The sequence below is a fragment of the Pseudomonas chlororaphis subsp. chlororaphis genome (assembly GCF_003945765.1).
Taxonomy (GTDB): domain Bacteria; phylum Pseudomonadota; class Gammaproteobacteria; order Pseudomonadales; family Pseudomonadaceae; genus Aquipseudomonas; species Aquipseudomonas chlororaphis.
Genome location: NZ_CP027712.1, coordinates 1,505,526 through 1,524,627 on the forward strand (window position 1 = coordinate 1,505,526; position 19,102 = coordinate 1,524,627).

General features: G+C 62.7%; 20 protein-coding genes and 1 pseudogene. 10 read left to right on the forward strand and 11 right to left on the reverse strand.

All coding sequences use genetic code 11. From position 1 onward, the window contains the following. Window positions 1-93: 93 nt before the first annotated feature. Complete coding sequence (locus C4K27_RS06765) at window positions 94-990, reverse strand: DMT family transporter (protein ID WP_053259896.1); 897 nt, start codon at window positions 988-990, stop codon at window positions 94-96. A gap of 326 nt (window positions 991-1,316) precedes the next feature. Here C4K27_RS06765 and C4K27_RS06770 point away from each other — a divergent pair, with 326 nt between their 5' ends. Both C4K27_RS06770 and C4K27_RS06775 read left to right on the forward strand, forming a co-directional pair. Further along, a complete protein-coding gene (locus C4K27_RS06770) occupies window positions 1,317-1,898 on the forward strand; it encodes a DJ-1/PfpI family protein (RefSeq protein WP_007927432.1) in 582 nt (193 codons plus the stop codon). Between the two features lie 78 nt (window positions 1,899-1,976). Further along, window positions 1,977-2,282 (forward strand): ribbon-helix-helix domain-containing protein, encoded by a 306-nt coding sequence (locus C4K27_RS06775; protein ID WP_009042529.1) that lies wholly within the window; start codon window positions 1,977-1,979, stop codon window positions 2,280-2,282. A 125-nt stretch (window positions 2,283-2,407) separates the two neighbouring features. Here C4K27_RS06775 and C4K27_RS06780 read toward each other — a convergent pair whose 3' ends face one another. The 4 genes from C4K27_RS06780 to C4K27_RS06795 all read right to left on the reverse strand — a co-directional run bounded on the left by C4K27_RS06780 (window position 2,408) and on the right by C4K27_RS06795 (window position 7,479). After that, window positions 2,408-2,761, reverse strand: a complete 354-nt coding sequence (locus tag C4K27_RS06780) for a DUF6124 family protein (protein WP_053259897.1) — start codon at window positions 2,759-2,761, stop codon at window positions 2,408-2,410. Window positions 2,762-3,277: 516 nt separating this feature from the next. Continuing rightward, window positions 3,278-5,851 (reverse strand): TonB-dependent receptor, encoded by a 2,574-nt coding sequence (locus C4K27_RS06785; protein ID WP_053259898.1) that lies wholly within the window; start codon window positions 5,849-5,851, stop codon window positions 3,278-3,280. Between the two features lie 120 nt (window positions 5,852-5,971). Continuing rightward, on the reverse strand, window positions 5,972-6,943 hold the full coding sequence (locus tag C4K27_RS06790; RefSeq protein ID WP_053259899.1) for a FecR family protein: 972 nt from the start codon (window positions 6,941-6,943) through the stop codon (window positions 5,972-5,974). Continuing rightward, complete coding sequence (locus C4K27_RS06795) at window positions 6,940-7,479, reverse strand: RNA polymerase sigma factor (protein ID WP_053259900.1); 540 nt, start codon at window positions 7,477-7,479, stop codon at window positions 6,940-6,942. The genes C4K27_RS06790 and C4K27_RS06795 overlap by 4 nt, the downstream gene beginning before the upstream one ends. 215 nt (window positions 7,480-7,694) lie before the next feature. Between C4K27_RS06795 and C4K27_RS06800 the strand changes: the two genes are divergently transcribed. Beyond that, window positions 7,695-8,030, forward strand: a complete 336-nt coding sequence (locus tag C4K27_RS06800) for a YegP family protein (protein ID WP_007922249.1) — start codon at window positions 7,695-7,697, stop codon at window positions 8,028-8,030. A 200-nt stretch (window positions 8,031-8,230) separates the two neighbouring features. On the opposite strand, the gene C4K27_RS06805 is transcribed toward C4K27_RS06800, so the two are convergent. After that, window positions 8,231-9,118, reverse strand: a complete 888-nt coding sequence (locus C4K27_RS06805; protein ID WP_009042533.1) for a dihydrodipicolinate synthase family protein — start codon at window positions 9,116-9,118, stop codon at window positions 8,231-8,233. 30 nt (window positions 9,119-9,148) lie between these two features. Continuing rightward, window positions 9,149-9,931: an aldolase gene (locus tag C4K27_RS06810; RefSeq protein ID WP_053259901.1), complete on the reverse strand. Its 783-nt coding sequence runs from the start codon at window positions 9,929-9,931 to the stop codon at window positions 9,149-9,151. 159 nt (window positions 9,932-10,090) lie between these two features. Between C4K27_RS06810 and C4K27_RS06815 the strand changes: the two genes are divergently transcribed. Then, the gene (locus C4K27_RS06815) at window positions 10,091-10,633 is read left to right on the forward strand and encodes a helix-turn-helix domain-containing protein (protein ID WP_007922237.1); all 543 of its coding nucleotides are present in this window, start codon (window positions 10,091-10,093) and stop codon (window positions 10,631-10,633) included. A gap of 152 nt (window positions 10,634-10,785) precedes the next feature. Here the strand turns inward: C4K27_RS06815 and C4K27_RS06820 are convergent, their stop codons facing one another. Beyond that, the gene (locus C4K27_RS06820) at window positions 10,786-11,805 is read right to left on the reverse strand and encodes a DUF4917 family protein (protein WP_053259902.1); all 1,020 of its coding nucleotides are present in this window, start codon (window positions 11,803-11,805) and stop codon (window positions 10,786-10,788) included. A 157-nt stretch (window positions 11,806-11,962) separates the two neighbouring features. Between C4K27_RS06820 and yiaY the strand changes: the two genes are divergently transcribed. Then, window positions 11,963-13,111: an L-threonine dehydrogenase gene (gene yiaY, locus C4K27_RS06825; RefSeq protein WP_053259903.1), complete on the forward strand. Its 1,149-nt coding sequence runs from the start codon at window positions 11,963-11,965 to the stop codon at window positions 13,109-13,111. Window positions 13,112-13,204: 93 nt separating this feature from the next. Here yiaY and C4K27_RS31410 read toward each other — a convergent pair whose 3' ends face one another. After that, window positions 13,205-13,489: a CopG family ribbon-helix-helix protein gene (locus C4K27_RS31410; protein ID WP_053260050.1), complete on the reverse strand. Its 285-nt coding sequence runs from the start codon at window positions 13,487-13,489 to the stop codon at window positions 13,205-13,207. 135 nt (window positions 13,490-13,624) lie between these two features. Between C4K27_RS31410 and fos the strand changes: the two genes are divergently transcribed. From fos to C4K27_RS06855, 4 genes are all read left to right on the forward strand, one after another. Further along, a complete protein-coding gene (fos, locus tag C4K27_RS06840; RefSeq protein WP_053259904.1) occupies window positions 13,625-14,041 on the forward strand; it encodes a fosfomycin resistance glutathione transferase in 417 nt (138 codons plus the stop codon). A 127-nt stretch (window positions 14,042-14,168) separates the two neighbouring features. Then, the gene (locus C4K27_RS06845; protein WP_007922230.1) at window positions 14,169-14,807 is read left to right on the forward strand and encodes a LysE family translocator; all 639 of its coding nucleotides are present in this window, start codon (window positions 14,169-14,171) and stop codon (window positions 14,805-14,807) included. Between the two features lie 110 nt (window positions 14,808-14,917). After that, window positions 14,918-16,264, forward strand: a complete 1,347-nt coding sequence (locus C4K27_RS06850; RefSeq protein ID WP_053259905.1) for a sensor domain-containing protein — start codon at window positions 14,918-14,920, stop codon at window positions 16,262-16,264. Window positions 16,265-16,402: 138 nt separating this feature from the next. Beyond that, window positions 16,403-16,927, forward strand: a complete 525-nt coding sequence (locus tag C4K27_RS06855) for a DUF4142 domain-containing protein (protein WP_053259906.1) — start codon at window positions 16,403-16,405, stop codon at window positions 16,925-16,927. Between the two features lie 16 nt (window positions 16,928-16,943). On the opposite strand, the gene C4K27_RS06860 is transcribed toward C4K27_RS06855, so the two are convergent. Further along, window positions 16,944-18,185 carry an MFS transporter gene (locus tag C4K27_RS06860; protein ID WP_242627805.1) on the reverse strand — a complete coding sequence of 414 codons (1,242 nt, stop codon included), beginning with the start codon at window positions 18,183-18,185 and terminating at the stop codon, window positions 16,944-16,946. A gap of 242 nt (window positions 18,186-18,427) precedes the next feature. Here C4K27_RS06860 and C4K27_RS31415 point away from each other — a divergent pair. Then, a pseudogene (locus tag C4K27_RS31415) lies at window positions 18,428-18,568 on the forward strand (DUF4142 domain-containing protein); the annotation flags it as partial. Between the two features lie 92 nt (window positions 18,569-18,660). On the opposite strand, the gene C4K27_RS06870 reads toward C4K27_RS31415, so the two are convergent. Next, complete coding sequence (locus tag C4K27_RS06870) at window positions 18,661-19,059, reverse strand: low affinity iron permease family protein (protein ID WP_053259908.1); 399 nt, start codon at window positions 19,057-19,059, stop codon at window positions 18,661-18,663. Window positions 19,060-19,102 lie beyond the last annotated feature (43 nt).

Here is a 19,102-nt window from a genome sequence, read left to right on the forward strand (position 1 = left end):
AGGGGCCGCAAACCAGGCGACGCGCTACATCTGACAGGGCCGGGATACCGCCTTTGCGCCGGCTACGCCGTCGATCGCAGCCTACGGCAGCGGCTACAGTTTCGCGGTGATCAGCGGTGCTGGACGCACAGCGGTCTTGCGCCCGAGCATCACGGTGAGGATCACGCCGACGGCGAACAGCCAGGTGACCGGTTCCACCTGTTCGCCGAAGAACAGCGCCGAGAAGGCGATGGTAAAAAAGATCTGCAGCAGCTGGATCTGGCTGACCCGGGCGATGCCGCCCATGGCCAGACCGGCGTACCAGGCAAAAAAACCGATGAACTGCGAGAACAGCGCCACGTAGCCGAAGGCCCACCAGGTCTTCGCCGAGACCGCGCCCTGATGCTGTGCCGCGAGATACCACACTGGGCCGATCAACAGCGGCGTCGACAGCACCAGCGCCCAGCAGATCACCTGCCAGCCGCCCATCTCCCTGGCCAGCCGGCCGCCTTCGGCATAACCCAGGCCGCCGACCGCGATCGCCCCGAGCATCAGCAAGTCGCCGGCCTGGATACTGCCGGCGCCGCTGATCAGCGCGTAGCCCAGGACCAGGGCGCTGCCCAATGCGGCGCAGCCCCAGAAGGCTTTCGACGGCCGCTCATGGGACAGCCACGCCGCGTACAGCGCCACGCACAAGGGTTGCAGGCCGTTGACCAGTGCGCCATGGGACGCCGGCAGAGTCTGCATGGCCCAGGCCGACAGCACCGGAAAGCCCAGGATCACCCCGGCGATCACCAGGCTCAGGCCCTTGATCTGCTTCCAGGTCGGCCACTTTTCCCGACGCCAGAGCAACAGCAGCGCCGCCGGGATCGCCGCGAACAGCGCCCGTCCCAGGCCGTTGAGCAGTGGGTGAAGTTCCTGCACCACGATGCGGGTGAAGGGCAGGGTCAGGCTGAAAATAACCACGCCGAGCAGGCCCAGGGCCATGCCGGTATTTTCGCGGGAAGACATGATGACAACCGTTTTTTATTGGGGAAGGGCAGGTGCGCTTATCTAGCCATAAACCCACCGCGGCACCCTGTTACAGCTGTACGCAGAGTTATCCATACAGTTCGGCTTCTGTAGGAGCGGCCGCTCGACGCTCGATTGCCCGCGATGAACGATAACGCGTTGTATCAGGCAATCCGCGTCGCCTTTATCGCGGGCAAGCCTCGCTCCTACGGGGCCGGGGTATTGATGCGTTTCTGGGGTGAGGCGTAGTACCGGGTTATTACCCGGCCCCGCGGATAGGGACTACCTTGAATACTCCTGTTTTCCCTTGAAGAGGAGTCATCTCCATGGCCGCGAAAAAAATCCTCATGCTGGTCGGCGATTACGTCGAGGACTACGAAGTGATGGTGCCGTTCCAGGCGCTGCTGATGGTCGGCCACACCGTGCATGCGGTGTGCCCGGACAAAAAGGCCGGGCAGACCGTGCGCACCGCGATCCACGACTTCGAAGGCGACCAGACCTACAGCGAAAAACCGGGCCATCAGTTCGCCCTGAATTTTGACTTCGCCAAGGTCGAGGCCGCCGATTACGACGCGCTGCTGATCCCCGGCGGTCGCGCCCCGGAATACCTGCGGTTGAACGAGAAAGTCCTGCAACTGGTGCAAGCCTTCGACCAGGCCGGCAAGCCGATCGCCGCCGTCTGCCACGGCGCCCAGCTGCTGGCCGCGGCGGGCATTCTCGAAGGCCGCGAGTGCAGTGCGTACCCGGCCTGCGCTCCGGAAGTGCGCTTGGCCGGCGGTACCTACATCGATATTCCCGTGACGGACAGCCACGTCCAAGGCAATCTGGCGACGGCGCCGGCCTGGCCGGCGCACCCCAGCTGGCTGGCCGGTTTCCTCGGTTTGCTGGGCACCCAAATCACCCTGTAAGCGGATGATCCACTGGCGCTGCTTTTCTGTCAGGAAGCAGCGTCATCGTCCTACCCCTACAACCGAGGAGCGCCCAGCATGTGCGAGCTCTACGTCAAAGCCGACCCGATCCTCTACGAGTCCCGTTCGCGCTCGCTGCGCATCTGCGGGGTGGTCACCACCCTGCGCCTGGAAAACCAGTTCTGGGACATCCTCAGCGAAATCGCCGAGGTCGATGGCATGACCACCAACCAGCTGATCGCCAAGCTCTACGAAGAGGTGATGGACTACCGCGGCGAAGTGGTGAATTTCGCCTCGTTCCTGCGGGTCAGTTGCACCCGCTACCTGAGCCAGCGCCGCAGCGCCACGCCGGAACTCAGCGTGGTGCGCAGCGCCACCAAATAACCCCGCACCCTGTAGCCGCTGCCGCAGGCTGCGATCGACCCGAAGGGGCGCAGCGATCTTGCGGCCGTCTGAGGTCCTGCGGACCTATCGCAGCCTGCGGCAGCGGCTACAGGATTCGTTTCAGATCAAGAGGTCGGGCGGGTGCCGTCGAGCAGGGCATCCACCACTGCCCGAGCCATTTCCACCGAATGCACCATGGACCAGATCAGCCCGCGTTCGATGCCGCTGGCGCGTTCGGTGATTTCATCGGACACCTCCTCGGCACATTTGAGCAGCAGGGACACGTGCATCAGCGCGTCTTCGGCATTGACGCCGGGCTGCACGGCGAACAGCGGATGGCCCTGGCCATCGCGCAGGCCAAAGGGGCGGTGGCGAGTGCCTTGCAAGGTGGCGATCAGGCTGGCGTTGGCGCGATCCAGTTCCGGATTGCGTAGCTTGCGAGGGGATTGTAGGGGTGGATCGGGGACGAGCTTTTTCATGAGGTGATTTCTCCAGTCGTTTAAGGAACCGCCGGATCTCACTTCCACATGAGAGGTGGCAGCCGTACGTGGGTGTGGAAGACCGGACTGAAGAACCGGCGCACCCGAGGGTGCCCCACGTACAGCCGCCATAAAACGACTTCACCAGCACCGAAAGTTACTGATGTTCGTATTGAGCGAATTGCACGTTCTTCAGATCCGGACTTCCACATCCGGGCCACTGTTTTTGCAGCGACCCAGGCAGACTGCCTGATCGGTTTGAGGGGTACAAGGCGCTCAAAGGCGTTGGGGATTTTCTAGGAAATACCTTACAAAACAAAGCGAAACCTCTCCACTTCTCACCAGCATCCCCTGACAAAACACGACCTGTAGCCGCTGCCGAGCCTGCGAGGCTGCGATAGGTCCGCAGGACCTCAGACGGTCGCGAGATCGCCGCGCCCCTTCGGGTCGATCGCAGCCTCGCAGGCTCGGCAGCGGCTACAGGGGTTACAGGGGTTACAGGGGCATCGCCCCGGTTCAGAAGAACCGGGTCACGCTGATCTTGGCGTTACGCCCCAGGCTGGAGGCATTTTCGCCGCTCAGGGGCGGGCGGTAATCGCGGTTGAACATGTTGTCCAGGGTGAAGTTGACCTCGGTGCCCTTGAGGTACGGCTGCTGCGGTTTCCAGTTGGCGAACAGGCCCTGCACGTTGTAGCGGTCGTTCTCGTACTGGTCCCAGTAGGAGTCGCCCAAGGCGCTGGCCGGGCCGCTCGGGTAGACGTCGCTCGGCACGCGGTCGGTCTGGCGTACCCACTGGCCCTGCCAACCCACCTGCGCATCCCACTGCGGGATTTTCACCCCCAGGGTGGCGACCCACTTGCGGGGCGGAATGTCCCGCGCCCAGACATTCGGCCCCCAGGGGTTGGTGTAGGCGCCTTCATGCTTGCCGGTGATCCAGGAGTAGGACAGCGAGCCGAACAGGTAGGTCGAATCGTAGAAACTCTCGACCTCGAAACCCTTGATGGTCAGGTCGCCGATATTGCGGTAGACCCCGATGGTCGGCTGGTTGCACACCTGGCCGATGTTCTTGCCGCTGCTCAGTTGCTCGGGGCAGCCGATCCCCAGGTTCTTCATGATTTCGTCCTTGATCTCATTGCGGAACACGGTGGTGCGGATTTGCACGCTATCGGCATCGCTGAACACATTGGCGAAGCTGGTGATGTTACCGGCGCGCAACGCGGTGATGCGCTCCGGGTCGAGGTCGCGACTGGTGGCCGAGCGGGTGGTGCCCGGCGCCTGGACTTCGTATTGCTCGTCGATCACTGGCGCGCGCCAGGTCTTGCTGTAGTCGGCGAACAGGGCGAATTGCGGGGTGACCGTCCAGAACGCCGACAGCCGTGGCGACCAGCCGGTATAGGTCTTGTCGCCATAATCGTGGCCGACCACCGGGTTGGGGCTGTTATAGATCGGCGCGTCGTTTTTTTGCCCACGGTTGCGCACATGGTCGTAGCGCAGGGACGGGGTCAGGGTGAAGTCGCCCAGGGTGATCGCGTCCTGGATATAGAAGGCGTTGTTGTCGACCTTGCCATGGGGCATGAAGCCCGGCTGGTAATGCCCGTTGTTGTACTTGGGCACCTCGTAGGTCTTGCCCGGCATCCACATGTCCACCTCGCGGGTGTGCTTGCGGATCTGGATGCCCTGGGTCAGGGCATGTTCCAGCGGGCCGGTGTTGAAGCGGCTGGTGTTTTTCAGCGAGAGGATCCTGTCCTCGTAACCCACGGTGATCTTGCGGCCACCGGAGGCGGGCTGGGTGTAGGCGTTCGGGCCGCGCTCGTCGGTCTGGTCGGTCTTGGAATCGGAGTACTTGGCCTCGAAGTCGATCCACGGGTTGTCCAGCGGCGTGTACTGGTACTTGACCTGCCAGGTGGTGTCGACGGTATTGCGCTGGGCCAGGAAGCGCCGGGTGGCGCCATCGTAGCCGTACTTGTCGATATCGCTCTGGGTCGGTGGCGTCGGGTAGCTCTTGGCCGAGAAGGGCGCCCAGATGTCGCTGTTGGAACGCATGTAGCTCAAGCCCAGGCGATGTTCGTCGGTCAGTTGCATGTTCAGCTTGAACAGCTCGCCGTCCAGGTCCTGGGCGGTGTTGGGCAGGCGCTTGGGGTTGATCGGGTAGGCGTTGCGCGGGTCCGGCTGGGCGCTGGCCAGCTTCATGTCGTCGCCGTCGCGTTTGGTCCAGTAGGCCAGGGCATCGAAACGCCGGTCCTCGGTGCGTCCGTACACCGCGCCGGTGTAGGCCTGCTCATGGCTGTTGCTGCTGTAGCCGTACTTGAGCATGGCGCCGCTGTCGCGGCCTTCCTGCAGCAAGTCGGGGGCGTCCTTGGTCTCCATGTGCACGGTGCCGCCGAAACCACCGTTGCCGGTCTCGGGCGAGTGCGGGCCCTTTTCCACTTCGATACGCTTGATCAGTTCCGGCTCGATGAAGATCGAGCCCTGCTGGTAGCGTTCGAAGCCGCTCTTGGTCGCGCCGTCGACGCTCATCGGCACGTCTTCGGCGTCGCCCAGGCCCCAGATGTTGATGGTCTGACCGCCGGGTTTGAGCGAGCCGCCGAGGCTGACGCCGGGCAGGGTGGCAATCAGGCTGGGAATGTTGGTGGCCTGGTGGCGATCGATCTCGGCCTGGTTCAGGGTCGAGCGGCCGACCGTGGCGGAGTCCACTTCCAGGCCGCTGCCGATGACGCTCATGGCCCCCAGCTGCAGCGCCGAACTGCGGGTGCTGCTATTTTCCGCGGGGCGCACCACGTAGGTCTTGTCGACCTTGACCAGGCTGAACTCGCTGCCACCCAGCAATTGCTGGATCGCCGCCTCGGGGCTGAAATCACCCTTCAGCGCCGGGGCCTTCACGTTGCGCAGCAACTCTTCGTCGAACAGCAACTGGATCTTCGCCTGCAGCGCCACCTGGCTCAGCGAGGCCGCCAGCGGTTGGGCGGGCAGGGCAAAGTTGAACGATTCGACTTGAACCTGGGCCTGGGCCTGCAGGCTGAACGCCAGGCAGGTGGCGAGCAGGGTCGGACGCGAACATATGAGCTGCAAGTGATAAGGCGCGCGAAACATGAAATCCCCCGGAGCGGCGACAAAGGCCAGAAAAGGTGTGCGTAAACAACGCAGACCGGAGGAAGACGCGTCAGCAAAATAAAACCTCATATGCGAATGCAAAATATTCGCATATGGGTTTCAGCGTCGGGCTTCGATGCGCACGCGGCCGTCGGCCAGGGCCACGGTTTTCACCGGGATCAGCGCCGGCAGGGCCTTGATCAGGGCGTCCGGGTCCTGCACATCGAGGTTGCCCGAGACCTTGAAGTTGCCCAGCGCGCCATCGGCCAGCAACACCGGCTGGCGGCGATAGAGGTTCAGCTCGTCCACCAGGCTGGCCAGGTCGCGATTGCGAAAGGCCAGGTGGCCGCCGCGCCAGTCGGCGACCTCGGCGACGTTCACCGCCTGTTCCCGCAGGGTGCCGCTGGCGTAGTCATAGATGCCGCGCTGGCGGGCGCCGAGCAGCAGCGAATCGGGCTTCTGCGCATCGGGAACGAACGCCACCTGGCCATGGGCGACGCTGACCACCAGTTGTTTCTCGCCGCGTCGCACATCGAAGCCGGTGCCGACCACCCGCACCCGGGCGTTGCCTGCATGCACCCATAGCGGCCGTTCCTTGTCGGCGGCCACTTCCAGGTACAGCTGGCCCCGGTCCAGATAGAGGTTACGTTGCTGTGCGCTGAAGTCGATGCGCAAACGGGTGTTGGCGTTGACGTACAGGGTGCTGCCATCGGGCAGGTTGAAGCTGCGCATGCCCGTGCTCTGCGCGGCGATCTGTTGCGAATGGATCGCCGGCGGGGCGCCCAGCTCGATAGCCAGCAGCGCGCAGACCAACGCGGCGGCCACCGCCAGGGCCGGGCGCCAGCGCGGCTTTTTGCGCACCGGCAGCGGCGTCGGTCGGTTCAGTGGTTCGAGTTCGGCCAGGTCGGCCCACAAGCGCTCGAACTCGGCGTAGGCCCGGGCATGGGCCGGTTCGCTGGACCAGGTCTTGAACGCGTCGCGGGTGGCCTGGCTGTGATCGTCGCGATTGCGAGTGAACCAGCCGGCCGCCTGGGCATCGATGCTGTCGATCTGCTGCTCGTGCTCATGTTGAGGGTCGCGGGGGCGGGTCATTGCGCTTGCTCCTTGCCGTGTTCCTGTTCCAGGCGCTGCTTGCAATGCAGCAGGGCAAAGGCGATGTGTTTTTCCACCATGCTCAGGGAGATGCCCATGCGTTCGGCGATCTGCGCCTGGCTCAGGCCTTCGAAGCGGTGCAGCATAAGGGCTTCGCGGCGGCGCGGCGAGAGTTCGGCGAGCACCCTCTTCAAGCGCTCCAGGCGTTGCAGGCGCTGGGCCGCGGGCAGTGGCTCGTGGTGTTCGTCGGCCAGCGGCTCGGGTTCTACTGCATGCGGTTCGTGGTGCACCTTGTGCCTGACCTTCTGCCGGCGCCAGTGATCGCGCAGCAGGTTGCGCGCCATCTGGAACAGAAAGGCGCGGGGTTGTTCGACCTTGGCCCGGTCGCGGTAGTCGAGCCATTGGGTGAAGACGTCCTGGGTCATGTCCGCCGCATCGCTGGCGTTGTCCGTGCGTTTACGCAGGTAATGCAGGATGTCTGCATAGAACCCGCGGACGGGGTCCGCCGAGGTGGGGTCGGGCTTGAAGCGAGACATGAAAATCCTTCGCAAGTACTGCCGGGCAGAAAGGTCGCGAATGATATCGAGAATTATTACTATTTGTCTGCATGAGTTTCGCGTCATGAACCGGATGCGATTTTTCCTGTCTGATGCTGCGTGCCTCAGCAACACACCCCAAACGCTGGTAAACCGGCAAAGACAGGCTTTAATCCGAAGTGCATTCGCATCTTTGGACACTCAGGAGCAGGACCATGGCTGGATGGTATGAATTAAGCAAAAGCAGTGACGGGCAGTTCCGCTTCGTTCTCAAGGCTGGCAATGCTGAAACCATTTTGACGAGTGAGTTGTATTCCTCTCGCAGCGCCGCCGAAAACGGCATCGCTTCGGTGCAGACCAACAGTCCCAACGAGGCCCGCTACGCCAAGGAAGTCTCCAAGGACGGCAAACCTTATTTCAACCTCAAGGCCGCGAACCACCAGATCATCGGTAATAGCCAGCGCTATTCGTCCGAGGCGGCGCGCGACGCGGGCATTGCCAGCGTGCAGACCAACGGTCCGAGCACGACCATCAAAGACAAGACCGCCTGACGTTTTGCACTGAAACAAAAAAGCCCGGCAGGACAACCTGCCGGGCTTTTTGTTGGGCGCTGCTTTTGTAGGCGTCAGACAACGCGTGGTGTCTGATGCGCCGCTATCGCGAGCAAGCTTCGCTCCTACAGAAGCGGACGGTAGGAGCCAGGCTTGCCGGCGATGAGGCCCGCAAGCTCGCCCCTACAGCCAGGGCCCGATCAGCGCACTGCGTTCAACATGGCCTGCAACTGATTGCGCCCGGCTTCATTCAGCGGGAACACCGGCAGGCGCGGGTCGCCGACTTGCAATCCGGTCATGTTCAACCCGGCCTTGATGGTGGTCGGCAGACCGCCCTTGAGGATGAAGTCGAGCACCGGCAACTGGCGGTAGAACAATTCGCGCGCGCGCTCCAGGTCGTTGTCCAGCACCGCCTGGTACAGGTCCAGGTTGAGCTGCGGGATCAGGTTCGCCGCGGCGGTGCACCAGCCCTTGGCGCCGGCGGCGAAGGCTTCCAGGGCCAGCGGGTTGCAACCGTTGTAGAACGGCACCTGGCCTTCGCCCAGCAGTTGCAGCTTGTGCATGCGCTGGATGTCGCCGGTGCTCTCCTTGACCATGGTCACGTTTTCCACCGCATGGAAGATCCGCAGGATCAGCTCCACCGACATGTCGGTGCCGCTGGTGGCCGGGTTGTTGTAGAGCATGATCGGCACGCCGACGCTGTCGCCGATGGCCTGGTAGTGGGCGAGGATCTCGGCTTCGCTGAGCTTCCAGTAGGACGTCGGCAGGACCATCACCGCATCGGCGCCCTTGGCCTCGGCAAAGCGCGCGCGGCGCACGGCCTTGGCGGTGGTCAGGTCGGAAACGCTGACGATGGTCGGTACGCGCCTGGCGATGTGGCGGATGCTGAACTCGGCGACCTGGTCCCACTCGGCGTCGCTCAGGTAGGCGCCTTCGCCGGTGCTGCCCAGGGGCGCGATGGCCTGCACGCCGCTGTCGATCAGGCGATCGATGGAACGGCCGAGGGTGTCCAGGTCCAGTTGCTCACCGTTGGCGGTGAACGGGGTGATGGTGTAGCCGATGATGCCGTGAATGTTGGCGTTCGACATGGCGACGCTCCTTTAGCGAATGAGGTGGGTTCAGTTCAGGCAATCGGCGTGTTGCTTGAGGTTCTGCCGAGCGTAGTAGTTGAAGGCGGCGGCGTGACGCTTGGGCTTGGAGATCCAGTCATGGGCCTCGCGGCCGAGCTCCGGCAGGATCGGTTTGATGGTGCCGGCGGCCATGGCTAGCAATTGCAGTTTGGCGGCGCGCTCGATCAGTTGGGCGATCACGCAGGCTTCCTCGATGCTGGCGCCGGTGGACAGCTGGCCGTGGTGCGAGAGCAGGATGGCGCGCTTGTCGCCCAGGGCCGCGGAGATGATCTCGCCTTCTTCGTTACCCACCGGCACGCCCGGCCAGGCCTTGAGAAAGGCGCAGTCGTCATACAGCGGGCACAGGTCCATGTGGGAGATTTCCAGCGGCACTTCGATCATCGACAACGCGGCGACGTGGGTCGGGTGGGTGTGGATGATGCAGTTCACATCGGGGCGGGCGCGGTATACCCAGCTGTGGAAACGGTTGGCCGGGTTGGGCATGCCGTGGCCTTCGAGCACCTCCAGGTCTTCGTTGACCAGCAGCAGGTTGCCCGCGGTGATCTCGTCGAAACCCAGGCCCAGTTGCTGGGTGTAGTAAGTGCCCGGCTGCGGGCCACGGGCGGTGATCTGCCCGGCCAGGCCGGAGTCATGCCCGTTCTCGAACAGGATGCGGCAGGTCAGGGCCAGCTTTTGCCGGTCGGTCCACGTATTATCCGCCAGGGTGTTTTGCATCTGGGTCAGGGCTTGCCTGACCAGTTGCTCTTTGGGTAGTGCTAATGTCTTGGCCATATCGGTGTCCTTTGGTCGTTGCAATGGACGTCGGATTTGCCAGCCCCCGCTGCTCGCAAGGTCGTTGGGTGAAAGCAAATGACACTAAAGAGGCTATATGACACTTTGTGTCATTGGCAAGGACAAATCGTCGCCTCCTTGATGGGTTAACCGTTCTACATGTCTATCCGTTTGAAATTATTGAGAAAAAAACTTGGCGTGACGCTGGAGGCCCTGGCCGAGAAATCCGGCATGACCAAGAGCTACCTGTCGAAAGTCGAGCGCGGCCTGAACACGCCCTCGATCGCCGCGGCGTTGAAACTGGCCAAGGCGTTGAACGTGAACGTCGAGGAGCTGTTCGCCGAAGACAAGGTCAGCCTGGACAGCTACAGCCTGGTGCGCAGCGACGAACGCCAGTCGCTGGCGGCCAACGACCAGGCGCCGGGTTATGCGGTGCTGGCGCATCAGGTCAGCGAGCGCAGCCTGCTGCCGTTCATCATCTACCCGCCCAGGGAGTTCACCGACAAGAGCTTCAAGGAACACCTGGGGGAGGAGTTTCTGTTTGTCCACGAAGGGCAGGTGGAAGTGGATTTCATGAACGAGCGGGTGATCCTCAACCGGGGCGACGCGCTGCACTTCAACGCGCAGAAACCCCACCGCCTGCGCTCGGTGGGCGAGGTGCAGGCGCAGTTGCTGGTGGTGGTGCACAGCGGCGAGGAATAAGGGACACGATGTAGCCGCTGCCGAAGGCTGCGATAAGGCCGAAGGCCTTCAGCGATCTCAACACCGTGCGCGCCCTTCGGGGTCGATCGCAGCCTCGCGGGCTCGGCAGCGGCTACAGAGGTGGCGCTCCGCAGACGCCTGCCCGCGATCTTTCAGCGTTCGACCGGCACCGACAGCGCAGGATCGCCCAGGGCATGGCTCTTCGAATCGAAGAAGCGCAGCGTCACTTCCATCCCTGCGAACAGCTTGGCGTAGCGCCGCTTCTGGTTCTGGATGAAGGCCTTGCTGCGCGGCTGGATCGAGATCGCCAGGGTCCGCACTTTGGACTGGCGGATGGCACTCACCAGGTGGCTGTCCTGGGAGCCGAGGTCGTGGCCGAAGATGCACAGCGCGTCGCTGTGATTCAGCAACTGCTGGTAGCAGAACGACAGGTAGTCGCTGCCGCGAATGGTCTTGAACTTGTCCGCCACCGGGCCCTCGCTGACGAACAGCGGCACATCGTCGAGGGTCTTCAGGGTGTTGTTGATGGCGAAGTTGCCCAGCAGCGTGCCTTCGGTGGAACCCAGCTTGCGCGCGGTGCCGTCCTGGTTGCGCACCAGGTGCAGGCCGCCGTGCAGGTACAGCACGCGGGTCCGTTCACTGGCGGTCTGGCTGATGTCGAAGCTCGGGTCGGCGCCCCGGAACAGGTCGTCAATGCCCTGGGCATTGTGCTGGATCGCCCAGTAGTTGAGCAGGTCGTAGTTGCTGGTGAACACCGTGCGGTAGCGGCGCAGTTCCTGGTTGATCTGCGACAGCGTCGCCGGCTGTACCAGGCGCCATGGAATGTGCACCGCGTGCACGGTATTGATCAGCGCTTCCTTGATTGCGTAGTAGCGATTGCGCGGCGCCGCGGAGCTGACGGCCAGGGCCTTGTTGACCCGGCTGGTGGTCTTCAGCGCGCCCAGCACCTGTTCGAAACTGCGGGTCTGCAGGGCTTCGAACACGCTCAGCTCGGAGGGGCTCAGGGGCTTTTCTTCGACGGTGCGGGCGTTCTCGAACAGCGAATCGTAGGCGAAGTCTTCCCACACCGCGCGGCTGGCGCCGTTGCCGATCAGCAGGCCGGTGATCGGCGTGCTGGCGCGCAAGGCGTTCCAGTCTTCAAGGTCGGCATCAAATTCCTGGAAATCCATCATCGCGGTTCGTCGTCTCAAGGCAGAAGGTGTACAGGGCGCCGACTTTATCACGACCGACCCTTGAGCCAGATCAACAACGCGCGTGACCGATGGGTCGATCCTGTGCGCATTTGCCGGATCGGCACGGCTGATCCAATCCCAGCCTGGAGGACGCGCCATGAGCAGCACTTTTTTCATTCCCGCCGTGAACATCATGGGTATCGACTGCCTCGACGAGGCCATGGTCGCGATTCGCAACTACGGTTTTCGCAAGGCGCTGATTGTCACCGACGCCGGCCTGGCCAAGGCCGGGGTGGCCGGGATGATTGCCGAGAAGCTGGCGATGCAGGACATCGATTCGGTGATCTTCGACGGCGCCAAGCCCAACCCGAGCATCGGCAACGTCGAGAAGGGCCTGGCGCAATTGCAGCAGAGCAACTGCGACTTCGTGGTCTCCCTCGGCGGCGGTTCGCCCCATGACTGCGCCAAGGGCATCGCCCTGTGCGCCACCAATGGCGGGCATATCAGCGACTACGAGGGTGTCGACCGCTCGGCCAAGCCGCAACTGCCGCTGATCGCGATCAACACCACCGCCGGCACCGCCAGTGAAATGACCCGTTTCTGCATCATCACCGACGAGCAGCGCCACGTGAAAATGGCCATCGTCGATCGTAACGTCACGCCACTGCTGTCGGTCAACGACCCGGCGCTGATGGTCGCCATGCCCAAGGGCCTGACCGCCGCCACCGGCATGGACGCGCTGACCCACGCAATCGAAGCCTATGTGTCCACCGCGGCCAACCCGATCACCGATGCCTGCGCGCTGAAAGCCATGACCATGATCAGCCAGAACCTGCGCCAGGCGGTGCACGACGGCAGCGACCTGGTCGCCCGGGAAAGCATGGCCTACGCCCAGTTCCTCGCCGGCATGGCTTTCAACAATGCGTCGCTGGGTTTCGTGCATGCCATGGCGCACCAGCTAGGCGGTTTCTACGATTTGCCCCACGGTGTGTGCAACGCCGTGCTGCTGCCCCATGTGCAGAGTTTCAATGCCATGGTCTGCGCCGGACGCCTGACCGACGTGGCCCACGCCATGGGCGCGGACATTCGTGGCTTCAGCCCGGAGGAGGGCGCGCAGGCGGCCATCAGTGCCATTCGCAGCCTGGCCCGGGATGTCGAGATCCCCAGCGGCTTGCGTGACCTGGGCGCCAAGCTGACGGACATTCCGGTCCTGGCCGCCAACGCCCTGAAAGATGCCTGCGGCCTGACCAACCCACGCCCCGCCGACCAGCGCCAGATCGAAGAGATCTTCCGCAGCGCGTTCTGATACCTACAGATGCTCTACCGCGCGCTCGGGCCCTTGCTGTCCTGGGCGCGCCGCCGCTGGCCCCAATGCACGAGCTATTGGCGATCGTTTTTCCTACCGGCAGGCGGCAAGCGCGGGTATGGAAAATCCGCAGCATCTGCAGGCGTCCCTGACGTACGCGGTAGGGGATCGGGTAAGGACGATTGGGGACCAGGCGAAGTCGCCTGCCTCTGCTTCAGTCAGGGCTTTCTGGATCTCGTCGATTTGCCAGGCTTCGCGGGCCAGATATTCTCTCAGAGCATCCACAGCGAGGAATGACTTGCTGCGGCCTGTCGCCTTGGCCAAGTGAGCCGGGGAATTGGCAACATCATCGGGCAGGCGCAAGGACATGACGGACAGGGTGATCTCGATGTAGTGGTTTGTGATGCAGCACACTACATCGCCACCCGAGGCTTGCCGCCAGAGCCATTCGTCCAGTGCGAGCGCTGCTTTGATTCAAGACGATTCAGGACCTTCCTCTTACAAGGACTTTGCATGCTGACCGGCCTCAACCACCTGACCCTCGCCGTGACCGACCTGAACCGCAGCCTGGGGTTCTACCACGACCTGCTGGGCCTGCGCCTGGACGCCAGCTGGGACAGCGGCGCCTATCTGTCGTTGCCGGGCCTGTGGTTGTGCCTGTCGCTGGACCCGTCGCGCCGCTTGGCCGAAGTGCCGGACTACACCCACTATGCCTTCGGCATCGAGGCCGGGCATTTCCTGGCGTTCGTCCAGCGCCTGCGGGCTGCTGGCGTGCGGGAGTGGCGCGACAACCGCAGCGAAGGCGCCTCGTTCTATTTCCTCGACCCCGACGGCCACCAGCTGGAAGCCCATGTCGGCGATCTGGCCTCGCGTTTGCGCGCCTGTCGGCAGCAGCCCTATGCCGGGATGACGATCTTTACCGACGAATGACCGCTCGCCGCCGCTTCAAGACGGCTGGCTGTCGTTATGGCGACCATTGTGGGGTGGTGCGGGGGCGCGCAAGCCGGCAGAATCCTGCGATCAAAACCGCGCCACCTTCGGCGCTTCGGAGTGTGGCATGACTTCTTCGCTGTTACTGGCCGTTCTCGCCTCGGGCTTTATCTACGGTATTACTCCCGGGCCGGGCGTGCTGGCGGTCTTCGGTATCGGCGCGGCGCGCGGGCGGCGGGCCGGGGCCGGCTTTCTCTGCGGGCATCTGCTGGGCGACGTGATCTGGTGCAGCACCGCGTTGATCGCCATCGTCGGCGCGAAGGAGATCGGCAGCAGTGCCTTCGATGTGCTCGGCGTGCTCAGCGGCCTTTATCTGTTCTGGCTCGGCCTGCGGGCGATCCGCAGCCAGCGCAGCAACGGGCAGGAACCCCAGGGCCCGGCGCGCCAGCCGTTCTGGCACGGCATCCTGTTCGGCCTGACCAACCCCAAGGCGTATCCGGTGGCCGTGGCGACTTTCACCGCGCTGCTGTCCAGTCGTGCCGAGCTGCTCAACTGGTCGATGCTGCCCTGGCTGATCTTCCTCAGTTTCCTCGGCGGCATCGGCGCATACGCTATTCTGATTGGCATCGTCGGTGCGCGGCGGGTGCGGACCCTGTATCAGCGTCACGAACTGGCGATCACCCGGCTTTGCGGCGTGATGTTCATCGGGTTTGCCATCAACGCCTTGCTGCATGCCGTTCCGGGATTGCTGGCGAACAAGGCATAAAGGCTGTCCGCAAGGTTGCGACAGCCACGGACCAGCAGCGGCCCTGCGCCGCTGCCAGAACCAGGGATTGATACTCGGCGCTTTATCTTCACAGGCAGTGTCGTTCCCTGATGGCAACCAACAACTCCGCGCCCCTGGCCAGTTTCATCGACCTTCTGCTGGACGCCGTCTGTGCGGTGGATGTGGAAGGCCGTTTCGTCTTTGTCAGTGCCGCCTGCGAGCGGATTTTCGGTTATACGCCGGACGAACTGGTCGGCCGGCGCATGATCGAGCTGGTGCACCCCGCGGACCGCCTGCGCACGCTGCAGGCCGCCGAGCGGATCATGGCTGGCGAACCCATGCCCAACTTCGAGAACCGTTACCTGCGCAAGGACGGGCAGGTCGCGCATATCCTCTGGTCGGCGCGCTGGTCCGAGGTCGACCAGTTGCGCATCGCCGTGGCCCGCGACATCACCGAGCGCAAGCAGGCCGAGTCGCGGCAGGCGGCGCTGTATGCGATTTCCGAAGCGGCCCATGCCACCGAGGACCTGCTGGCGTTGTTCCGGCGTGTGCACCGGATCATCGGTGAATGGCTGCCGGCGCTGAATTTCTCCGTCGCGCTGTACGACGAGCAATGTCAGGCGCTGAGCTTTCCCTATCACGTCGACGACCGCGAGCGTTGCCCGGAGCAGCCGGGCACGCTGACCGGCAGCCTGTGCGCCGAGGTGATCCGCAGTGGCCAGCCGTTGCTGCTGACTCCCGGCAATTATGGGCCGCTGTCACCGCTGTCGGATGCCGCCGACCCGTACTCACCCTGCTGGCTCGGTGTGCCACTCAATTCGCAGAAAGGCACCATCGGTGCGCTGATCGTCAAGAGCGCGCCGGGCGACGAGCGATACACCGAGCAGGACAAGGAACTGCTGCAATACGTCTGCGCCCAGCTTGCCACCGCCATCGAGCGCAAGCAGCTGCATGCGCGCCTGCAGTACATGGCCCAGTACGACCAGCTGACCCAGTTGCCCAACCGCGAATTGCTCCGCGAGCGCCTGCGCAGTGCCCTGGCCCGTGCCCGTCGCGAGTCCGGGCGCATGGCCTTGCTCTACGTCGACCTGGACCGGTTCAAGCAGGTCAACGACACACTTGGCCACGCCGTCGGCGACATGCTGTTGCAGGCGGTGGCCAACCGGCTCAAGGCCTGCGTGCGCGAGAGCGACACCGTGGCGCGGATCGGTGGCGATGAGTTCGTGGTGCTGCTCGGCTGTATCCAGCATGCGGAAGATGCCGGCATCGTCGCCGGAAAGATTCGCCGAGCGCTCGACGAGCCGCTGCGCCTGGATGGCCATCAACTGAGCATTCTGCCGAGCATCGGTATCGGCCTGTTCCCCGAACACGGCCATGACGAAAAGCAGCTGTTCAAGCACGCCGACGAGGCGATGTACGCGGCCAAGCGCGCCCAGCGGAGCCCGTCCCGGGCCTGAAAGAAACGGCCGATCAGGGCGTTTTTTTGCCAACCGTTCGTCGTGGCCGATGCAACTTTTTCAAACCTTCGGTGGCCTGAAAACTCTCATTCTGTGCAGGCGCCGTGCGCCGTCAACTGATCAAAGGAGGCCGATACCATGAGCTTCATGGCCACCCATCTGTCCCGCACCTGCCTCGCGCTGCTGCTCGGCCTGAGCGCCAGCGCGGCATTCGCCCAGTCCCCCGCGGAGTTTATCGATGAGGCTTCGGCCAAGGGCATGGCAGACATCGAGGCCAGTCGCCTGGCCCACCAGAAGACATCTTCCAAGGCGGTCAAGGACTACACCATCGTGGTCATCAACGACCGCACCACCGCCAACCAGCACCTGGCGAAAATCGCCAGGAAACTCGACCTGCCCGTAGCGCCCCGGGAAGAAGTGATCAGCAAGGCCAAGGCGCTGATCCCCGAAGTGCCGGAAGGCGAAGCCTTCGATGCCGCCTATGCCGAGAGCCAGGTCAAGGCCACCGAAGAAGCCATCGAACAGATCCAGCAACAGGCCCAAATCACCGAGGTCCCCGAACTCAAGGCCTTCGCCGAAGAGACCCTGCCGAAACTGCGCAATCACCTGCAAATGGCCAAGGCCCTCAAGGCTGGCCGGCCCCTGGATCAGTTGGATGGTTGAGCGGCGGTGTTCCGCCTCAGGTATTGACCAGCCAGCGAGCCTGGCGACTGCCGCGCCAGTTGAAGCTGCTCAGTGCCAGCAAGAGTAAGAGTATCGAGTAGATGGCGTAGGTCCCGAGCCTGTCGTAGGCCCAGCCCGCCAACAGGATGCCCACGAGCCCGGCAAAGCGGCTGATGAAGTCTATCGAGCCATACCAGCTACCAATGATTTCCTTGGGCACGGTGAGCTGGATGGCACTGGCCGTGGTACGGAAATACAGCGTGGTACCGAACTGGAATACGAACATGCCGGTGCCCGCGAGCCAGATATCGCCGCGCAGGCATAACGTGATGCAGACCCCCGAGATCATGATCAGGTGCGACAGCAATATCGTGCTCGGCACCCGGGAGGCCTGGCCACTGGCGCGCAAGGCGAGTCCGCCGGCTATGGCACCTGCCGCTCCAACGGAGAACAGGTAGCCGGTCTGCACTTCGGAAAACCCATGAAAGCCCCGAAGCAGGGGGACCCACAGGAGCGCCAGCACGCTGACCACCAGCAGGCAGGTGGCATAAGAGGCGAGGAAATACCGCCACCGTGGAGCGCGCAATAGATCGATGGTGGCTCTCGAAGCGCCGGTGACACTTTCCTGGAAACGTTGGACAAACGAGGTGCTGGCAATATCGAGGGGCGTGGTTTGCCTATTCAAGGTACTCAGGCTGATCGTCAAGGCGAGCGCGGCCAGCATGAAGGCAATGGAGGCCAGCAGTGAGATCGACAAGCCGACGTTGAAAATGACCAGGGCCCCGATGACCGGCCCCAGGGTCCTGGCGACGCCATTGAAGGTGGCGAGCAGGCCGTTGATTCTGGGGATGTCGCCAGCAGTGAAAAGGAACGGGATCAAGGCAAACAGGATCAGCCGTGAATACTGATGGATCAGGTCGACAAAGAAGGCAAAAAACCACACCCATTCCACGGAGCGGTCGTAGACCCGAAGGACAAGAACGGCCAGGGCAAACACCGCGATGTTTACCAGTTGCGTGGCAATGAACAGTTTCCATTTGTTGAAACGATCGATAAAACCCGCGCCTAGCAAGGTCACCAGTATTTCAGCGCTATAGCCGATGGCGTAGGTGGTGGTAACGGCCAGCGTCGTTCCGCTGATGGAGTAGGCAAGGTTGGCGAATACCAGGTCGTAGATGGCTTCGGAAAGTATGAGTAATACCCCCAAGGCCACAAAGGACCAGACTGACCGCGCCGTTGAATTGAAAGAGGTGTGCACAGAAATTTAATCCGTTAAATTTTTTATATGCCCGGTATCACGCAGCCTGGGCTTTGATATTGGCAGGCAAGAACGATTGGAGTTCTTCTATGCTGTTGAACGCCTGTTTGGCCGTAAGGCTATCCAGCGCAACAATTTCCATGGCTTGTATCTTGCCCAGGAGTGTACGCAGTGCTCCAGGTTATAGATCTGAATGTTTCAGATTTAGCATATGTTCTTTTGTTAAGTGCTTAGATCGAACCAAAGTCCAGCAACAGGCCGAAATCACCGAGGTACCGGAACTCAAGGCCTTCGCCGAAGAGACCCTGCCGAAACTGCGCAATCACCTGCAAATGGCCAAGGCCCTCAAGGCTGGCCGGCCCCTGGATCAGTTGGATGGCTGAGTGCCGTCCCACCATCGATGCGCCTTCGGGCCTAACCTGAAGGCGCACCGCGTCCGGTGTCGCTGTCTCTCCCTGGCATTTTCAGCATCGATTCAACTCGGCTTCTGCTGTTGCTCCGGCGGTAGTTCATCCAGCTTCAAGGGCTCGCCTTCGCCGATTTCCTTGTATTCCTGGCGCAGCTTCTCCAACTGCTTGAGATCCAGCCCATCCAGGCTCAGCAACGCATTGTGCGCATCCTTGGTGGCGCGCAGCAGTTCGTCGATCTTCAAGTGCAGGATGTCGTTGTCGCGGTTCTGGGTGTTCTGGATCAGGAACACCATCAGGAAGGTGATGATGGTGGTAGAGGTATTGATGACCAGCTGCCAGGTATCGTTAAAACCAAAGATCGGCCCGCTCATGCCCCAGATCGCAATCAATGCCAGCGCAATCAGAAAAGTCCCCGGACTGCCGGCCCACAGCGACAGCTTCTGCGAGAATTTGGCGAATTTCATTGGCGTTTCCCCTGTGCGGCGGCATCTGAAATTCAGACAGCGG

Bases quoted from the DNA above. Each gene is read 5' to 3' on its own strand.
- C4K27_RS06785 (WP_053259898.1), bottom strand. From the start codon at position 5,851: ATGTTTCGCGCGCCTTATCACTTGCAGCTCATATGTTCGCGTCCGACC.
- C4K27_RS06775 (WP_009042529.1), top strand. From the start codon at position 1,977: ATGTGCGAGCTCTACGTCAAAGCCGACCCGATCCTCTACGAGTCCCGT.
- fos (WP_053259904.1), top strand. From the start codon at position 13,625: ATGCTGACCGGCCTCAACCACCTGACCCTCGCCGTGACCGACCTGAAC.
- C4K27_RS06780 (WP_053259897.1), bottom strand. From the start codon at position 2,761: ATGAAAAAGCTCGTCCCCGATCCACCCCTACAATCCCCTCGCAAGCTA.
- C4K27_RS06845 (WP_007922230.1), top strand. From the start codon at position 14,169: ATGACTTCTTCGCTGTTACTGGCCGTTCTCGCCTCGGGCTTTATCTAC.
- C4K27_RS06810 (WP_053259901.1), bottom strand. From the start codon at position 9,931: ATGGCCAAGACATTAGCACTACCCAAAGAGCAACTGGTCAGGCAAGCC.
- C4K27_RS06770 (WP_007927432.1), top strand. From the start codon at position 1,317: ATGGCCGCGAAAAAAATCCTCATGCTGGTCGGCGATTACGTCGAGGAC.
- C4K27_RS06795 (WP_053259900.1), bottom strand. From the start codon at position 7,479: ATGTCTCGCTTCAAGCCCGACCCCACCTCGGCGGACCCCGTCCGCGGG.
- C4K27_RS06800 (WP_007922249.1), top strand. From the start codon at position 7,695: ATGGCTGGATGGTATGAATTAAGCAAAAGCAGTGACGGGCAGTTCCGC.
- C4K27_RS06805 (WP_009042533.1), bottom strand. From the start codon at position 9,118: ATGTCGAACGCCAACATTCACGGCATCATCGGCTACACCATCACCCCG.
- C4K27_RS06815 (WP_007922237.1), top strand. From the start codon at position 10,091: ATGTCTATCCGTTTGAAATTATTGAGAAAAAAACTTGGCGTGACGCTG.
- C4K27_RS06790 (WP_053259899.1), bottom strand. From the start codon at position 6,943: ATGACCCGCCCCCGCGACCCTCAACATGAGCACGAGCAGCAGATCGAC.
- C4K27_RS06765 (WP_053259896.1), bottom strand. From the start codon at position 990: ATGTCTTCCCGCGAAAATACCGGCATGGCCCTGGGCCTGCTCGGCGTG.
- C4K27_RS06870 (WP_053259908.1), bottom strand. From the start codon at position 19,059: ATGAAATTCGCCAAATTCTCGCAGAAGCTGTCGCTGTGGGCCGGCAGT.
- yiaY (WP_053259903.1), top strand. From the start codon at position 11,963: ATGAGCAGCACTTTTTTCATTCCCGCCGTGAACATCATGGGTATCGAC.
- C4K27_RS06850 (WP_053259905.1), top strand. From the start codon at position 14,918: ATGGCAACCAACAACTCCGCGCCCCTGGCCAGTTTCATCGACCTTCTG.
- C4K27_RS06820 (WP_053259902.1), bottom strand. From the start codon at position 11,805: ATGATGGATTTCCAGGAATTTGATGCCGACCTTGAAGACTGGAACGCC.
- C4K27_RS06855 (WP_053259906.1), top strand. From the start codon at position 16,403: ATGAGCTTCATGGCCACCCATCTGTCCCGCACCTGCCTCGCGCTGCTG.